The 17,665-nt window shown below is 62.7% G+C and carries 11 protein-coding genes and 1 tRNA gene; 4 read left to right on the top strand and 8 right to left on the bottom strand.

The genetic code is table 11. The features are described 5' to 3' along the window. Positions 1–467: 467 nt before the first annotated feature. From OIL88_05855 to OIL88_05840, 4 genes are all read left to right on the top strand, one after another. Positions 468–1,922, top strand: coding sequence for an FAD-dependent oxidoreductase (locus OIL88_05855; GenBank protein HJI71888.1), 1,455 nt, complete (start codon positions 468–470; stop codon positions 1,920–1,922). 1 nt (position 1,923) lies between these two features. Next, entirely contained in the window at positions 1,924–3,324 is a 1,401-nt protein-coding gene (locus OIL88_05850; protein HJI71887.1) for an NAD(P)/FAD-dependent oxidoreductase, read from the top strand. A gap of 3 nt (positions 3,325–3,327) precedes the next feature. Next, on the top strand, positions 3,328–3,726 hold the full coding sequence (locus tag OIL88_05845; GenBank protein ID HJI71886.1) for a DUF1667 domain-containing protein: 399 nt from the start codon (positions 3,328–3,330) through the stop codon (positions 3,724–3,726). Positions 3,727–3,967: 241 nt separating this feature from the next. Continuing rightward, the gene (locus OIL88_05840; protein ID HJI71885.1) at positions 3,968–5,056 is read left to right on the top strand and encodes an aminopeptidase P family protein; all 1,089 of its coding nucleotides are present in this window, start codon (positions 3,968–3,970) and stop codon (positions 5,054–5,056) included. Positions 5,057–5,407: 351 nt separating this feature from the next. Here OIL88_05840 and OIL88_05835 read toward each other — a convergent pair whose 3' ends face one another. From OIL88_05835 to OIL88_05800, 8 genes are all read right to left on the bottom strand, one after another. Next, a complete protein-coding gene (locus OIL88_05835; protein HJI71884.1) occupies positions 5,408–6,751 on the bottom strand; it encodes a Mur ligase family protein in 1,344 nt (447 codons plus the stop codon). A gap of 279 nt (positions 6,752–7,030) precedes the next feature. Then, positions 7,031–9,727: a valine--tRNA ligase gene (locus tag OIL88_05830; protein HJI71883.1), complete on the bottom strand. Its 2,697-nt coding sequence runs from the start codon at positions 9,725–9,727 to the stop codon at positions 7,031–7,033. Positions 9,728–10,011: 284 nt separating this feature from the next. Next, positions 10,012–11,424, bottom strand: a complete 1,413-nt coding sequence (clpX, locus tag OIL88_05825) for an ATP-dependent Clp protease ATP-binding subunit ClpX (protein HJI71882.1) — start codon at positions 11,422–11,424, stop codon at positions 10,012–10,014. Between the two features lies 1 nt (position 11,425). Beyond that, a complete protein-coding gene (locus tag OIL88_05820) occupies positions 11,426–12,046 on the bottom strand; it encodes an ATP-dependent Clp protease proteolytic subunit (GenBank protein HJI71881.1) in 621 nt (206 codons plus the stop codon). 162 nt (positions 12,047–12,208) lie between these two features. Continuing rightward, positions 12,209–13,510: a trigger factor gene (gene tig, locus OIL88_05815; protein HJI71880.1), complete on the bottom strand. Its 1,302-nt coding sequence runs from the start codon at positions 13,508–13,510 to the stop codon at positions 12,209–12,211. An 88-nt stretch (positions 13,511–13,598) separates the two neighbouring features. Further along, positions 13,599–13,682: transfer RNA gene (locus tag OIL88_05810), tRNA-Leu, on the bottom strand. A gap of 140 nt (positions 13,683–13,822) precedes the next feature. Beyond that, a complete protein-coding gene (locus tag OIL88_05805; protein HJI71879.1) occupies positions 13,823–16,654 on the bottom strand; it encodes a molybdopterin-dependent oxidoreductase in 2,832 nt (943 codons plus the stop codon). Further along, complete coding sequence (locus OIL88_05800) at positions 16,654–17,556, bottom strand: FAD binding domain-containing protein (GenBank protein ID HJI71878.1); 903 nt, start codon at positions 17,554–17,556, stop codon at positions 16,654–16,656. Before OIL88_05800 ends, OIL88_05805 begins: the two co-directional genes overlap by 1 nt. Positions 17,557–17,665: the final 109 nt, after the last annotated feature.

Below are 17,665 nucleotides of genomic sequence, written 5' to 3'. Positions count from 1 at the left end.
GTCTCAATCTGTAACAGTTACTCGGCAAAGACAGTCCCAGATGTTACAGATTTAGACATTCGAAACCGACTGATAGGTTCATCTAAATCTGTAACATCTAGACCCCAAAACGGTCCCTAGATGTTACAGATCGAGACAGAAGATCTCTCCCTGACTTTGAATCTCAATCTGTAACACGTAGGCCCGATTTCCCCCTCTTACTGTTACAAATCAAGACAAACGGAGGGGCCGTCTGGCAAACATCTCGATCTGTAACATCTAGAACCCAGTTCTTCTGCTTACTGTTACAGAACGAGACAAACCTCTGACACCAGGAGCGACAGACAAGGTCACCGATGGTCCTGAGTCTCCCATCGCCTGCCGTTGGCGGATACAGCGGGGCTGTTCGCCGCATTGCCGCCGCACCGGGGGTGTGCAGACCGTAGGATAGTCCTATTGACAGCCTGTCAACTTGTCTGGGAGGCACCGTGGCAGAAACGTTTGATATCGCGATTGTAGGCGCAGGCATCACGGGATGCGCCATCGCGAGGCAGCTCGCGCGCTATGACCTGTCCATTTGCGCGATCGAGGCGGGCAACGACATCGCACTGGGAGCGTCGAAAGCCAACGGCGGCCTGGTGCACGCAGGCTACGATCCGGCGCCGGGCACCGTAAAGGCGCAGGTCAACGCCCGTGGTTGCGAGCTATATGGCACGTGGGCCCAGGAGCTGGGATTTTTGTTTTGCCGAACCGGGTCGATGGTGCTGGGCTTCAACGATGAAGACCGCGCGCACCTGGAGAAGCTGCGCCAGAATGCCCTGGCCAACGGCGTTCCCGAACTGGCGATCATTGGCCCCGAGCGCATCCACAAGCTGGAGCCGCGCGCGAGTGCTAAGGCGACGTACGCGTTGTGGTGCCCTTCGACCGGTTACGTCGACCCGTTTGAGGTTGCCATCGCCGCGCTGGAGAACGCCGTGACCAACGGCGTGACGTTTATGCGGTCCGCGTCGGTAGAAGCGATTCAAGTCGCGGGCTCAGACGGTGACGCACGCTTTACGCTGGCGACCCCCGCTGGCAACGTGCGCTGCCGCTACCTGATCAACGCCGCGGGCAACGGCGCCGCCGAAATCTCGCATATGGCCGGAGCCGAGGAATTCCAGATGGTCTGGCGTCAGGGCAACATCGTGGTGCTGGACAAGGAGCCGCGCACGCTCATGCCGCTCTACCCCGTGCCTACGCCGGTGTCGAAGGGCGTTATCGTGACGGGCACCGTGCACGGCAACACCGTGATCACCGCAACCGCCGCTGTGCGCGAGCCGGGTGACACGCAGACCTATGCGAGCGATGTGAACGCGCTGCTGACCGGCGCGCGCAAGCTGGTGCCCGATCTGGATACGCGCCGCGTGGTGCGCGCATTTGCCGGCGGTCGTCCGGTCATTCAGGGTACGAACGACTTCTTTATCGGACAGTCGGCCGTGGTGCCGGGGCTGTTCCAGGCGGCGGGCATTCAGTCGCCGGGCGTGGCAAGCGCGCCGGCCATTGCCGAACGCATGGAGCAGGCGCTGCGCGATGCAGGCGTGGCCCTGCGCGAACGGGACGATTGGGACCCGATTCGCCGCGCGCCGGACGACTTTGACCGCGCCCCGCTTACGCGCAAGGAAGAGCTCATTGAGGCTGACTCCGCGTGGGGACAGATCGTCTGCCGCTGCGAGACAGTACCCGAGGCCGAGATCGTGGCAGCGATCCGACGCCGCCCGGGCGCGGTTTCGGCAGAAGGCGTCAAGCGCCGCTGCCGCGCCGGCATGGGTCGGTGCCAGAGTGGCTTTTGCCAGAGCCGCGTGGTGGCGATCCTGGCGCGCGAGCTAGGCTGCGACCCCAGCGAGGTGCTGTTAGAGGATGCCGGATCTTGGCTGGTTGAGGGACCGCTGAAGGGGGTGCGCTAGCATGGCGACGTTTGATATACGCGAAAGACGCGCGGAGGCCAGAACTGTAGCTTCGGTGTCGACGCAGGCGTTCGACGTAGTCGTTATCGGCGGCGGACCTGCCGGCATGGCTGCCGCACTTGCCGCGCATAAGGCCGGCGCGCGCGTGGCCATCGCGGAGCGCGAGCAGCATCTGGGCGGCATCCTGCGCCAATGCATCCACCCCGGTTTTGGCCTTTCGCACTTTAAACAGGAGCTCACCGGTCCCGAGTACGCGCAGCGCTTTATTGACCAGGTCCGCGCGACCGATATTGCACTGTTCTTGGGCAGCATGGTGATTGGGATCGATTCGAGCGAGGGCGAAGGCGGCCCGGGCACGGGCGTAAGTGACGCGGCAAGCGATACCTCGGCACATACCGTCACGCTCATGAGCCGTACAGGCATGCTGCGGCTCACCGGGCGTGCGGTCGTCCTTGCCATGGGGTGCCGTGAGCGCACCCGCAGCGAGATCAAGATCCCCGGCAGTCGTCCCGCCGGCGTGTTTACGGCCGGCCTTGCGCAGCGATACATCAATATCGAGAACCTCAAACCCGGCTCGCGCGCCGTCATTTTGGGTTCGGGCGATATCGGGCTGATCATGGCACGTCGCTGCGCGCTCGAGGGGATTTCCGTCGAGGGCGTGTACGAGCTCATGCCGTACGCCAACGGACTGCGCCGCAATGTAAAGAACTGCCTGGACGACTTTGGCATCCCGTTGCACCTGTCCACCACGGTGACGCGCGTGATCGGGCACGACCGCGTGGAAGCCGTCGAGGTGAGCCAGGTCGACGAGCACCTGGCGCCCATTCCGGGAACCGAGCGCATTGTTCCGTGTGACACACTGCTGCTTTCGGTGGGCTTGATTCCCGAGAACGAGCTTTCGGTTGCCGCGGGCGTAGAGCTTGACCCGCGCACGCGCGGCGCCGTGGTGGACCAGAGTCTGCAGACGGGCGTGCCGGGCATCTTTGCCTGCGGCAACGTCCTGCACGTGCACGACTTGGCCGACAACGTGACGTGTGAGTCCGAGAGAGTTGGCGCAGCTGCGGCGGCGTACGCGCTGGGCGGCGGCGCGGATGCCGAGGCGGGCGCTCCGGGCGCGGGTTGCCAGCTCACGGTCTCCCCTGCCGGCATTGCGGGCTACGCGCTGCCGGGACGCATTACGGCTGTAGCACTCACCAAGCTGAACTTCCGCGTGCGCCGACCCGTCGACGCCGCCCGCGTGAGAATCTTGGCCGACGGCGAGGAACTGTTCACCGGCAAGGTCCGCGCGTTTAAGCCAAGCGTTATGGAAAGCTTCCCACTCCCGGCAAAGGTGATTCAACGTATACTCGACCTGGGTGTCAGCGAGATTGTCCTGTCCGTCGACCCCGTTGAGGAGGCATAGCTCATGAGCACCAATGCGACCGAAACGCTGCAGTTCAACTGCACGACCTGCCCATCCGAATGCCTTCTGACCGTAGAGGTGGAGCGCGTCGCCAATGGCGCCGTGGTGGAAGTGCGCTCCGTAACCGGCAACAACTGCCCGCGCGGCGATAAGTTCGCACATCAGGAGCTCACCTGCCCCATGCGCGTGCTCACGACGACCGTGGCCGCCTCCGGCGGCGACGAAGCGCTTCTGCCTGTGCGCACGGCCGAAGCCATCCCGCTGGCACTCCACGCCCAAGCCATGAACCTCATCCGAGGCCTAGTCATCGACGCCCCCATCCGCATGGGCGACGTCGTGCTGGAGAACCTCCTAGACACCAACATCGACCTCATCGCCAGCATGGACATCGACCCAGCCTAAGTAACTAATTAGGGACGGGGCTCTTTTAGCTACTCCACCATCCGCCCGGTCCTCCTCCGCAGTTGCGGTGAAATACGGACTGTTTTATGGCTTCAAGCCGCTAAACAGTCCGTATTTCACCGCAACTTATGAGGGCCGCATGGGATATGCAAAGGAGTGTCCCAAGGTGCCGGCATAAAAGGAACGTCCCTATCTGCCGGGCTTGGGATACCATGGTGGCACCCTAGCGAAAGGATGTTTCATGGCATATGTCGATGACCAGCGTGTGGCGCGCGTGCTCGATACGCTCGAGACCCAGCACCCCGGCGCACAGCTGCTCGTAAACGATCCGTGGTCGATTTACTACCTGACCGGCTTTTATGCCGATATGTTCGAGCGTTTTTGTGGCGTGCTGCTCGCACGCAATTGCGAGCCCGTGATCTTGGTCAACGCCCTGCATCAGCTGCCCGAGTACGACAATGCCCGCGTCGCGTACCACACCGATACCGACGTCGTGACCGACGCCATCGCTCGCGAGGTCGATCCGACCAAACCACTCGGCATCGACACCGTTATGCGCTCCGGCTTTTTGATGCCCCTTATGGATCGTCACGCCGCAAGCGAGTTCTTCCTGGGCGACTTTGCCGTCACCGTCGCACGCGCCCACAAGGACGAAGCCGAGCAGGAGCTAATGCGCGCGTCCTCGGCCGCTAACGACGCCGTGATGGCCGACGCCATCAAGCTCGTCCACGAGGGCGTAACGGAGCGCGAAATTGCCGACCAGATGCTCAGTCTGTATCGCAAGCACGGCTGCGAGGGCTTTAGCTTTCCGCCCATCGTGAGCTTTGGCGCCAACGCCGGCGACCCGCATCACGAGCCCGACGATACCGAGCTTAAACGCGGCGACGTGGTGCTGTTCGACATTGGCGGACGCCGCTGCAACTATTGCTCGGACATGACGCGCACGTTCTTTTGGGGCGAGCCAGACGAAGAGACGGCGCGTATCTACGATATCGTGCGCCGCGCCAACGAGGCCGCCGAGGCTCTCATCGCACCGGGCGTGCGCATGTGCGACCTGGACCGCGCCGCACGCGACGTGATTGAGGATGCGGGCTACGGCAAATACTTTACGCATCGCCTGGGCCACTCGATTGGTCTACAGGACCACGAGCCGGGCGACGTCTCGCTGGTCAACGAGCAGGTCGTAGAGCCAGGCATGACGTTCTCCATCGAACCGGGCATCTACCTCCCCGGCCGCACCGGTGTCCGCATCGAGGACCTGGCCCTGGTGACCGAGAACGGCGTCGAGATTCTCAACGCCTACCCCCACGATCCGGTCCGTCTAGACTAGGCAATGCGCCAAAGGGACAGTCCCTTTGCCGCATCCCACCAACACCGCGCCACAAAAACGGCCTATCTACTACGTTTAACCCGCATGGGTCGACCATGCGGGTCTTTTTTAAAAAATGGCAAGCCCTTTACCTGCGATTTTGATTTCGCAATTCTCGGTATGGTCGAGGGTTACCAGCCAAACGTAGTAAATAGGCCCATTTCGTGGCGAGCAAGTCAACTCGAGGAGCAGGGTAGTCAAAATAGCCCTGTCCCAAATTGACTGCTTTTGAGTTGCGGTAATATACGGACCGTTTGAGGCTTCTGGGTTGTAAAGCAGTCCGTATTTCACCGCAACTGATGAGGGGATGGGTTAACGGAGCAGCCCCGCTACTTCGCCTGCTAGGGTGATGGTGCCGGCTGCTACGAAGGGCTCGCCCGCGGCATCGAAGGCAGCGAGGGCCTCGGACACGCTCGGGTAAACGCCAGCGAGCTTATCGGCACCCACCAGGGCAGCGAGTTCCTCTGCCGGCAGGGCGCGATCGGAATCGGTCTGGGTCACGACCACGCGGGGGAACGCCGGAACCAAAACGTCAACGATACCTGCCACGTCCTTGTCGGCCAGCGCGGCGCACAGCAGCGTGGGGCGATTCTCCACGCACGGATCGATCTCGTCCAGCGCGCTCACAAAGTTCTCGCAGCTCTGAGGGTTATGGCAGGCGTCGATCAACTTGAGCGGGTCGGTTCCCAGCACGTCAAAACGGCCCGGCGTGGGACAGCCCATAAGCGATGCATCAAGCTTGTCATGATCGAGCTCGCGACCCAGATACCCCTCGCACAGCATAATCGCGCACGCAGCATTCTGCGGCTGATACGCCGGCTTAACCATACGCGACGTATAGATGGCACGCGGCGTAGTACAGCTAAACTCCACGGTATCGCCCACATGCGCCGGCACCTTAGTCGTGGCGTGGCTCACCACAAGCGGCACGATACCGCACTCGCGGCAACGGGCATCCATCACGCGTTGAACGCTCGCCTCGTGTGTGCCCTCGCCCAAAACAACCAAGCGCCCGGGTTTGATAACCGCAGCCTTCTCCCCCGCAATTGCCTCGAGCGTGTCGCCCAAAATGCGTGTATGGTCGAGTCCGATACCTGTAATGGCAACGGCGACGGGATCGGTCGCACTCGTAGCGTCCCAACGGCCGCCCATGCCGACCTCGAGCACGGCAACATCCACCGCGGCCTCGGCAAACACCACCAGTGCGGCAGCCGTCAGCAGGTCAAACGGCGTGATGGTATAGGCGCGCTCCCCCGCCGCCACACGACGGGCATTCACACGATGTCCCGCCTCAACAGCAGCAGAAACACCACGGGCAAAGGCCTCGTCGCTCACAACGCGCCCATCAACCTCCATGCGCTCGGGATAGCGCACCAGCTGCGGCGACGTATACAGCGCGGTCTTTAACCCCTCACCACGAAGGATGGCAGCCGAAAAACGCGTGGTCGAAGTCTTGCCATTGGTACCGGCAACCTGAATGCAATCGAAATACTCGTCCGGACGTCCCAGCTCATCAAGCATGTCGACAACCGTCTCCAACAACGGCCCAGCATCCCCAGAAATCCGCCCCGTATCAGCAGCCAGCCCAACAGCCTCACCAAACGAAAGCAAATCAAACGAGAAAGGGACGACATAAGAGCCAATACGCTTCGCCATAACCAAAGTCTCCAATTACAGAAAAAGAGGCCCATTAAATAGAATGAGCCCCTCGCGTTCAAAAATATCAGCCACTACCCGCTTGCAGCAGAATCAAGACATCAGCCATGTGGCCCTATCAGGCAGACAGCGGACGCCACGGAACCGCACCAGGAGCGGCCCGACGCTTTGCTCGCCGCAAGTTCCGCACGCAAAGGACAGCACTTAATGTGCTGTCCGTCTTGCGCAGGACTGTCCGCAGCGGAGAGCAAAGCGTCGGGACGCGCCCCCGAGTAACCCTTACGAGAAGTCAGCAACCTGAGCAGTCAGCGCCGCCAGGATCTCCTTGAGCTCAGCTGCACGGTCCCTCTTCTTCTGGACCACCGCGGGCGCGGCCTTGGCCACAAAGCCCTCATTGGCCAGCGTCTTCTCGCAGCCGGCGAGCTCCTTCTGAGCAGCGGCGATCTCCTTCTCCAGGCGCGCCTTCTCGGCCGAAAGATCAACCTTGCCCTCGAGCACCACAAAGACCTCGACGCCGCTATCGACCACGGCAATGCTCGCAGCCGGCTTCTCAACGTCGGTACCCATAACCAGCGAAGCGGTGTTGGCCAGCGGCTCGATGGTCGAGCGCAGACTCTCGAGCTTCTCAATATCCTCGGCACCGGCGCGCACGACCACGTCGAGCTCGGCCTTGGGGCTCAAGCGATAACGCGAACGGGTGGCTCGGGCAGCAGACACCACGGTACGGCACAGCTCAAACGCGCGCTCGGCGTCCTCGTCGACATACTTGGCGTAGTCGGCGGGCTCCGGCCACTTGGCGATCATGAGCGCCTCGGCGCGGTTCACGTTGCCCTCGGCGTCCAGGTCAAGCACGCTCGCCGGCATGTTGTCCCAGATCTCCTCGGTGACAAACGGCATAAGCGGGTGCATCAGGCGAATGGAGGTATCGAGCACAAAGATCAGGTTGCGCTGAGCCTGCAGACGGCCCTCGCCCTTCAGGCGGGCCTTGGTGACCTCAACGTACCAGTCGCAGACCTCGTTCCAGAAGAACTGCTGCACGCCGCGGGCCATGTCACCAAAGGTGTAGTTCTCGATGCCCTCGGTGACCATCTTCACGGCCTTGGCCAGGCGGCTGAACATCCAGGCGTCGGCCGGCGTCTCCACGACGGGCTCGCCGGGCGTATAGCCCTCCATGTTCATAAGCAGGAAGCGGCTGGCGTTCCAGATCTTGGTCACAAACGACTTGGCCTGGTCGGTGCGCGGGCTGTCGATGAGCTTCTTGGTCTTCTTATCGATGTTCGCGTCGAACTTAACATCCTGGTTGTTGGTGCACAGCGTGAGCAGGTTGTAACGCATGGCGTCGGCGCCGTACATGCCAATGAGATCCATGGGGTCAACGCCGTTGCCCTTGGACTTGGACATGCGGCTGCCGTCCTTGGCCAGGATCGTCGGGTAGATGACGACGTCCTTAAACGGCACCTCGTCCAAGAAGTACAGCGAGCTCATAACCATGCGGGCGACCCACAGCGCAATGATGTCGCGCGCGGTGACGAGCGCCGTCGTGGGGTGATGCCCCTCGAGCAGCTCCGGCTTTTGCGGCCAGCCCTGCGTGGCGAAGGTCCACAGCTGCGAGCTGAACCAGGTGTCCAGCACGTTCTCGTCCTGATGCACGTGATGGCCGCCGCACTTGGGGCACACGTCGGTGTCCTCGGTCAGGGCGTCCTCCCAGCCGCAGTCCTCGCAGTAGAACACGGGGATGCGGTGGCCCCACCACAGCTGACGCGAGATGCACCAGTCCTTGAGGTTCTCCATCCAGGTGGTGTAGGTCTGCGTCCAGCGCGCGGGGTGGAAGGTGACCTTGCCGGAGTTGACGGCTTCGAGCGCCGGCCCCTTGAGCTTGTCGACGGCCACAAACCACTGCTCGGACAGCCACGGCTCCAGAGCGGAGTCGCAACGGTAGCAGTGCATGACGGAGTGGTCGAGCTCTTCGACATGATCGAGCAGGTCGTGCTCCTCGAACCACTTGATGACGGCCTCACGGCACTCGTCGCGGTTCATGCCGGTAAACTCGCCGTAGCCCTCGACGACCACCGCGTGCTCGTCGAAGATGTTGATCTGCGGCAGGTCGTGGGCCTGACCCATGGCGTAGTCGTTGGGGTCGTGAGCAGGGGTGACCTTGACGAAGCCGGAGCCAAAGTTGGCGTCGACATGCCAATCCTCAAAGATAGGGATCTCGCGGTCGACGATGGGGAGCTTGACGGTCTTACCCACGAAGGCGGCCTTCTCGGGGTCCTTCGGGGAGACGGCGACGCCCGTGTCGCCGAGCATGGTCTCGGGACGCGTGGTGGCGACGACGATGTAGTCCTGGCCGTTGACCGGCTCGGTCAGCGGGTAGCGCAGGTGCCACAGGTGGCCCTTCTCGTCCTTATACTCGGCCTCGTCGTCCGAGATGGCGGTGGTGCAGTTGGGGCACCAGTTGACGATACGCTTGCCACGGTAGATCAGGCCGTCGTGGTACCAGTCGCAGAAGACCTTACGCACGGCCTGGGCGTAATCCTCGTCCATGGTGAAGCGCTCGTTGTCGAAGTCGACGGAGCAGCCCATGCGCTTGATCTGCTCGACGATGATGCCGCCGTACTCGTGGGTCCAGTCCCAGCAGGCGTCAACAAACTTGTCGCGACCGATCTCCAGGCGGCTGATATCCTCGCTCTTGAGCTTCTTGTCGACCTTGGTCTGCGTGGCGATACCGGCGTGATCGGTGCCCAGCACCCAGCGCGTGGACTTGCCGCGCATGCGGGCCATACGGACGATGGCGTCCTGGATGGAGTCATCGGTGGCATGGCCCATGTGGAGCTTGCCAGTCACGTTGGGAGGCGGAATGGTGACGGTGCAGTCGCCCACGCCCTCACGGCGCTTGTAGTAGCCGCCGTCGAGCCACTTCTGCAGGATCGCCGGCTCGTTGGTCGACGGATCGTAGTTCTTGGGCATTTCTTCCATATATCTCTCCCTGTCCCGCCGGCGCGTCCGCCTGCTTGGTTTTCGCTCGGTCAGGTCCTGGCTCGCACGAAGAGCACATTAAGTGCTCTTCGGCTCGTGCGGAATCTACGAAAACCAAGCAGGCGGACGCGCCTTAGGTATCGATTACTTCAGTCTGAATTGACTTCGCTTTGGCTTAAACAAACACACAGAATAACACAGGTAGTTGGGGTTATTGCGTATATATAAAATAGCCTCCGACCGCGGGTGGTCGGAGGCTATTTGCAAACACGTTTAAGGCCGGTCTAGCCGTAGATGCGCTGGGGCTGCTCTTCGCCCTTGACGGCCGCTTCGGTTACGACGACCTTGGCAACGCCCTCCTCGCTGGGGAGGTCGAACATCGTCTGCTGCAGCACGTCCTCGCAGATGGCGCGCAGACCGCGGGCGCCGGTCTTGCGGGCAAGCGCCATGCGGGCGATCTCGTGCAGGGCGGCGTCCTCAAACTCAAGCTCGACGTCCTCGAGCTGGAACATCTTGCGGTACTGACGCACCACAGCGTTCTTGGGCTCGGTCAGGATCGACACCAGGTCGTCCTCGTCGAGCGCCTGCGTCTGGGTGACGACGGGCGTACGGCCCACGAACTCGGGAATCATGCCAAAGGCGTTGAGGTCCTGCGGGAGCACCTGACGCAGCAGGTCGTTCTCGTCGACCGAGGTGGGGCCGGCGATCTCGGAGTTAAAGCCCACGCCCTTGTTGCCCACGCGGTCGGCGATGATCTTATCCAGACCCACAAAGGCACCGCCGCAGATGAACAGGATGTTGGTCGTGTCAATCTGCAGCAGCTCCTGCTGGGGATGCTTGCGGCCGCCGGTGGGCGGAACACTGGCCACCGTGCCCTCAAGAATCTTAAGCAGTGCCTGCTGAACGCCCTCGCCCGAAACATCGCGAGTGATAGAGAGATTCTCGGCCTTGCGGGCAATCTTGTCGATCTCGTCCACGTAGATGATGCCCACCTGCGCGCGCTCGATATCGCCATCGGCGGCGTTGATGAGCTTGAGTAGGATGTTCTCCACGTCCTCGCCCACGTAACCGGCCTCGGTGAGCGCGGTGGCGTCGGCGATGGCAAACGGCACCTCGAGGATGCGTGCGAGCGTCTGGGCCAGCAGCGTCTTGCCGGTACCGGTGGGACCGAGCAGCAAAATATTGGACTTGGCGAGCTCCACCTCGTCCATATCGTCGTCAAACTGGGCGCCCATGCCCGATGCCTCGTCAAGGGCGGACACCGCGGCACCGCCTTCGATCACGCGACGGTAGTGGTTGTACACGGCCACCGACATAGCGCGCTTAGCGTCCTCTTGGCCCATAACATAGGCCGAAAGCTCGTCATAGATCTCGTGCGGCGTCGGCACGTGCGTGATGACCTGGCGGTCGTCCTCAAGCTCAAAACCCTCCGTCTCGGGGTCAACGGCGGGCTGAGAGGCAGCCTGGCCGTGGTCGTTGAGGAAACCCGGGAGATTGCCGTTGCGGGCAGCGTCCATAAAGTCCGAAGCCAGCGACTCCTCAAGGATCTCGGAGCAGGCGGCGACGCACTCGTCGCAGATAAAGATGTTGGTCGGGCCCTTAACAAGGCGGCGAACCTGGCCCTGCTCTTTTCCGCAGAAGGAGCAGCGGATGGGGTTGCCGTTCTCGTCAAAGTTGTCCTGCATGTTACCTGCCATCCTAGGCGTCCTTCGCGGCGAGATCGCGCGAGGTGACGATACGGTCGATCAGGCCGTAGTCGAGGGCCTCGGCAGCGGTCAGGTAGTTATCGCGCTCGGTATCGGCCTGGACCTTCTCGATGGGCTGGCCCGACGCGTCGGACAGGATCTGGTTGAGCTCGCGGCGGGTCTTCTTGATCTCCTCGGCCACGATCTCGATCTCGGTCTGCTGGCCCTGGGCACCGCCGCTGGGCTGGTGAATCATGACCTTGGAGTGCGGCAGGCAGAAGCGCTTGCCCTTGGCGCCGGCCGAAAGCAGCACGGCAGCCATAGACGCGGCCATACCCACGCAAATGGTGGAGACCTGCGGCTTAATGAAGTTCATGGTGTCCAGAATCGCCAGGCCGGAGTAGACCTCGCCACCGGGCGAATTGATGTAGAGCGAGATATCCTTCTCGGCATCCTGGCTCTCAAGATGCAGCAGCTGGGCAACGACCAGGTTGGCGCTGACGGAGTTGATCTCCTCGCCCAAAAAGATGATGCGGTCGTTGAGCAGGCGCGAATAGATATCGTAGCTGCGCTCGCCGCGCGGCGTCTGCTCGATAACGTATGGCACGAGGGCGGAATCGAACTTAGCGATCATACGCATCTCCATTTCTCTTACGGACCAATAGTGGTTCTAGACAAACGTACGGTGCCCGCATGCTATGCATTGGCTGGCACCGTACGAAGCAACCGGATAACCGGCTTATAACTTTACCCCATCACGAGCGCATCCATGCGCTCGCAAGAAAGGTGGCGAGAATTACTCAGCGTCCTTGGCGGTCTCGTCGACCTCGGTCACCTTGGCGTTCTCGACCAGGTGATCGACGGCCTTGGAGCGACGGATGGACTCGCGGACGGCAGGCATGCGGCCATCGGCGATGAACTCGGCCTTGGAAGCCTCGACGTCCTTGACGCCGGCCTTCTCGAACTCGGCGTTGATGTCGTCCTCGGTGACCTCGATCTTTAGCTCACGGGCGAGGGCGTCGAGAGCCAGGGACTCACGGGCAACGTCGTTGGCCTGCTTGTGCAGGTCGCCGATGAACTGCTCCATGGTCAGGCCGGAAGCGGGCAGCCAGGTGTCCAGCGTCATGCCGCGGGCAGCAAGGTTGGACAGGAAGTTCTGGCCAAGCTCCTCAAAGACGGACTGCTCGTAGTCGGCGTCCATCTCCTCGAGCTGCAGACGCTCAGCGAGAGCGGAGACGCAACGGTTCTCCTTCTCGGCCGGCAGGCGGGAAGCCTTGTCCTGCTCGATCTCAATCTTGATGGCGTCGCGCATAGCGTCGATGCTGTCGAAGCCAAAGTCGGACTTGACGAGCTCGTCGGTGAGCTCGGGGGTGTTGCGGACCTTGATGCCCTTGACGGTGACCTCGACGGTGTGGGTCTCAGCCTCCTCGCCCTCCTCGACCTCGTCGGTCCAGGTGACGGTCTTGACGTCGTCAACGTTAGCGCCGATCAGGGCCTCGTTGAACTCCTTGGGGTTGCTGTCGCTACCGGCGATGAGCATGCGGCCCTCGGCGGCGAAGTTGTCGGCGTTCTCGACGGCCTTGAGGTCGACGGTAACGTAGTCCTCGGCCTCGACGGCGCGACCCTCGACGTCCTCGAAGGTGGCACGGTAGTTGAGGAGCATCTCGACCTGGTTGTTGATCTCGGAATCGGTGACCTCCGCGGGAGGCATCTCGATCTCGACGGCGTCGAAGGAGGAGAGCTCAGCGGCAGGACGCAGGGAGAACTCGACGGTGTAGGTGTAGTCCTCGTGATCCTTGGCGAGGTCGAGCTCCTTGTAGTCACCGCTCTTGGTGGGGACGATGTCCAGCTCGTTGAGGACGACGGGCTCGTTGGCGGCAATCAGGTCGTTGGTGGCCTGAGCGAGGGTAGCCTCGGCGCCAAGAGCAGAGTCGATGACCGGACGGGGAGCCTTGCCGGCGCGGAAGCCCGGGAAGCGGTACTTCTTGGCGGTGTCCTTGTAGGCCTTCTTGATCGCGGCGTCGACGTCGGCGGCCGGGATGGTGACCGTAGCGGTGAGCTTGGCGTCCTTGACGTCAGAAGCGGTGATGTTCAACACGTTCCTCCTCATACTGCCCAGCTTATCTGAGGTGCTGGTACCTTTATGCAACAAAGAGTCGCGACGGCGGGAGCCGACGCAGGTGCGTTGGTGCGGGCGAAAGGACTCGAACCTTCACGGGAATCCCACCAGAACCTAAATCTGGCGCGTCTACCAATTCCGCCACGCCCGCATGAGCGCACAGACTAGGAATGATAGCAGATACGAACGGCAAGCGCACGCACACGTTTTACAGGCTCACGACCTCACCACGAGTGCAAAAGGCGGAGCGAGTTGCCCCGCCCCGCCAATTACGACTTGTTCGCTGACCCGCTACTCCCCCAGCAGTGCTTTCTCCGGCGTGATGGGCAGCGAGCGAACCTGATGGCCGGTGGCGTGTGCCACGGCCGAGGCCACTGCGGCGAGCGGCGTGTTGATGACGACCTCGCCGATCGACTTGGCGCCAAACGGACCCGTCGGCTCGTAGCTCGGCTCAAAGGCCACGCGAATGCTGCCGATATCCAGGCGCGTGGGCAGCTTGTAGCTCATAAAGTTGCCGGTGCGCAGGCGGCCACGGTCGTCGTGCTCGACGATCTCGTAGAGCGCGTGACCGATACCCTGGGCAATGCCGCCCTCGGCCTGGACGCGCGCAAGCGCTTCGTTGATCACGGTGCCGCAGTCGACGGCCGCCGCGTAGTCCACCACAGTCACCTTGCCGGTGGCCTTGTCGACCTCGACCTCGGCAATACCGGCCATAAACGGCGGAGGCGAAACGGGCAGGCAGGCAGAAGCGTGCGAGGTCAGCGCGTCGCCGCCCTCGATGTTCTTGACACACAGGTTGGCAAAGTCGCGCAGCGTAAGGTAGCGGTTCTGCTCACGCGCGACGCGCTCGTCGGACAGGCGCACGTACTGGCCGTCGAAGACCACGTCGGCGGCGTCCACGTCCCACATCTGGGCGGCCTTGGCGCAAATCTTCTCGCGCAGCTCGGTCGCGGCGTTCTTGGCGGCAAGGCCCGTCACATAGGTACCGGAGCTCGCGTACGAGCCGGCGTCGAACGGCGACACATCGGTGTCTACGCCGCGCACCACGATCTGCGAGCTCTCCACGCCCAGCTCCTCGGCAGCAATCTGCGCCAGAATCGTATCGACGCCCATGCCGTTATCGGTGGCGCCGGTGCCGATGGTAATGAAGCCGTCCTCCTCCAGGCGCATGTCGATGCCGGCGATGTCCACGTTGGAGATGCCCGAGCCCTGCATGGTGAGCGCGCAGCCCAGGGCGCGCACGCGGTCGCCCAAGTCCACGGCCAGCGGCTTGTCGCGCCAGCCGATCATGTCCATCGCGCGCAGCAGGCAGCGGTCGAGTGCGCAGGCGTTGAGCTTCTCGTTGTAGTACTGTGGCATGACCTCGCCCTCGCGCACAATGTTCTTAAGGCGCAGGTCGGCGGGGTCCATGTGCAGCATGTCGGCGAGCTCGTTGACGGCACTCTCCACGGCAAACTGGCCCTGGGTGGCACCGTAGCCGCGATACGCGCCGCCGCGGTTAGTGTTGGTGTAGACGGCGTCCCAGCTAAAGCGGCTCGCCTTCACATGGTTGTAGATGGGCAGGCTCTTGTGGCCCGAAAGGCCGATCGTCGTGGTGGCATGCTCGCCATAGGCGCCGGCGTTGGACAGCGTATGCAGGTCGATGGCCGTGATGGTGCCGTCGTTCATGGCGCCCAGCTTGACGGTCATCTGCATCTGATGGCGCGAGTTGCCCGCGGTGATGGTCTCCTCGCGGGTGTAGCAGCAATAGCTCGGACGGCCAGTCTGCTGGGTCACGAACGCCACGAAGATCTCGCAGCAACCCGTCTGCTTGGAGCCAAAGCCGCCGCCGATGCGCGGCTTAATAACCTGCACCTGCGACTGCGGAATGTCGAGCGACTGCGCGACCATGCGACGCACGTGGAAGGGCACCTGCGTAGAGGTGGTCACCGAGATGCGGCCGAACGCGTCGGTCGTCGCGAAGGCACGGAAGGTCTCCATGGGCGCGGTCTGCGTGGCCTGGCTGGTGTAAGTGCGCTCAAAGACGATGTCGCTCTGGGCGAAGGCCTCGTCCAGGTCGCCAAAGTCGCTCGTGCCGCTGCACACCAAGTTGCGCGGGACGTCGCCGCCCTGCGGGAACATAAAGGTCACGTCGCCCTCGGGGTGGACCACGATGTCGTTATCGAGTGCCTGGGTAAAGTCGAGCAGCGGCTCGAGCACCTCGTAGTCGACCTTGATGAGCTTGAGTGCCTTGTCGGCGGCCTCCTCGGTCTCGGCGGCGACGATCGCCACCTCCTCGTTTTGATAGCGCACGAGGTTCTCGAGGATCAGGCGGTCGTAGGGACTCGGCTGCGGATAGCTCTGGCCGGCGATGGTGAAGCGACGCTTGGGCACGTCCTCGTAGGTATAGACGCCCACGACGCCGGGCACCTTCAGGGCGCGAGACGTGTCGATGGAGCGGATCTTGGCGCGGGCATAGGGGCTGCGCTTGAGCTTGACGATCAGGGCGCCGGCGGGCACAAGGTCACCCGTGTAGACGGGACGACCCTCGAGCAGGGCCTTCGAGTCCTTCTTGGGCTGCTTGTGGGTAATCTGCTTGTACGCGACACCGTCGGAGCTCGTGTCGTTGACGGGCAGCTCGGGCATCTCGAAGCCCACCTGCACGCCGGACTCGTTAAGGAAGCGGACGATGGCGCGCAGCTGGCTCTCGTAGCCGCTGCAACGGCAGAGGTTGCCGGCGAGCTGGCGCGAGAGCTCCTCGCGCGTGGCGACGAGGCTTGGGTCCTCCTTGGCGGCGCGGGCAAGCGCCAGCACGTTCATGATGAGGCCGGGGGCGCAAAAACCGCACTGCTCGGCACCTTCGGCAGCCATCGCACGGGCGAGAGCCTCGGACTCGGCCTTAAGGCCCTCAAGCGTAGTGATGGTGTGTCCCTCAACACAGGCGGCGGGAACCGAGCAGCTCAGCACCGGGTCGCCGTCGAGCCACACCGTGCACAGGCCGCAGTTGGTGGTCTCGCAGGCGCAGCGCACCGACGCGCAACCCTGCTCGCGCAGCAGAGCAAAGAGCATGGTATCGGGGGCAATCTGAACCTTGACCTTGCGGCCGTTGAGCGTAAAGGAAAGATCGATGAGTTTGGCAGCCATTAGCGCACCTCGCTAGAATCGACGCCGGGCACGCGGCGGCAGGAATACTCGTCCGTGGCAAACTTGGGAATCTGCACGGTCTCGAGCTCGCGGGCAAGCGCGGCCGAAAGCTCGATGCCGGCGGCGCGGCGCACGGCCTGCACGGCAAGCGGCGCCGAGATGCGACGGCGGTACTCGGCTGAGCCCCACAGGTTGGTGCCGTAGCTCAGCGCGTGCACGGACGCGGCAAGGGCACGCAGCTCATCCTCGGAAGGCTGCTCGTTCACCAAGCCGCATGCCTCGCCCTGCAGCAGGGTCGCGCGCAGCGGACGGGCACCCACGGTGACATGCCAGCTGTTGTCCCACCAGGCGGCGGTGACATTGAGCGAGGGGAAGTCGGTCGCGGCCTTGCGCACGGCCTCATAGCTCGCGCGGTAGTCGTGCTTAACGACCACGACGTGCTCGATCACGTCACGCACGTAGCCCATGTCAACGAACTCGGCGAGCGGCACGCGGCCGGCACCCGTCAGCTCAACATAGGAATCGAGCGCGAGGAAGGCAGAGAGCACGTCCGAGAAGCCAAAGCGGCCGTAGATGCTGCCGCCCACCGTGGCGGTATTGCGCAGCTGCACGCCCACGATGTCGTGGACGGCGAACTCAAAGACATTGTTGACAAGCGCGTTGAGCCCGGCATGACGCTCGAGCTGGCGCAGGGTACACATGGCACCGATGCGAAACTCGGTCTCGGTCTCCTCGATCTGATCGAGTCCGCAGGCCGAAAGGTCAATCGCCGTCGCCACACGACGCGAACCCAGACGCATCCAGATGCCGCCGCCCACAATCTTGTTGTTGCGGTTCTTCTGCAAGAGCTCATAGGCTTCGGCCGCGTTTCCAACACGGACGTAGGTACCGAACTTGAGCACGTTCTCCCCCATCTCTCCACTTGTCCAGTACTTTTAAGTGTACCAAACGAGGGGGCGCCGCCATCGTCACCATAGAAAAAGGCTCCCAGCCGAATAGCTGGGAGCCTCA

It is taken from the genome of Coriobacteriaceae bacterium (genome assembly GCA_025992855.1).
Taxonomy (GTDB): Bacteria; Actinomycetota; Coriobacteriia; order Coriobacteriales; family Coriobacteriaceae; genus Collinsella.
The sequence above is the reverse complement of the archived record's forward strand: the minus strand, read 5'-3'. Positions and strand labels throughout refer to the sequence as shown.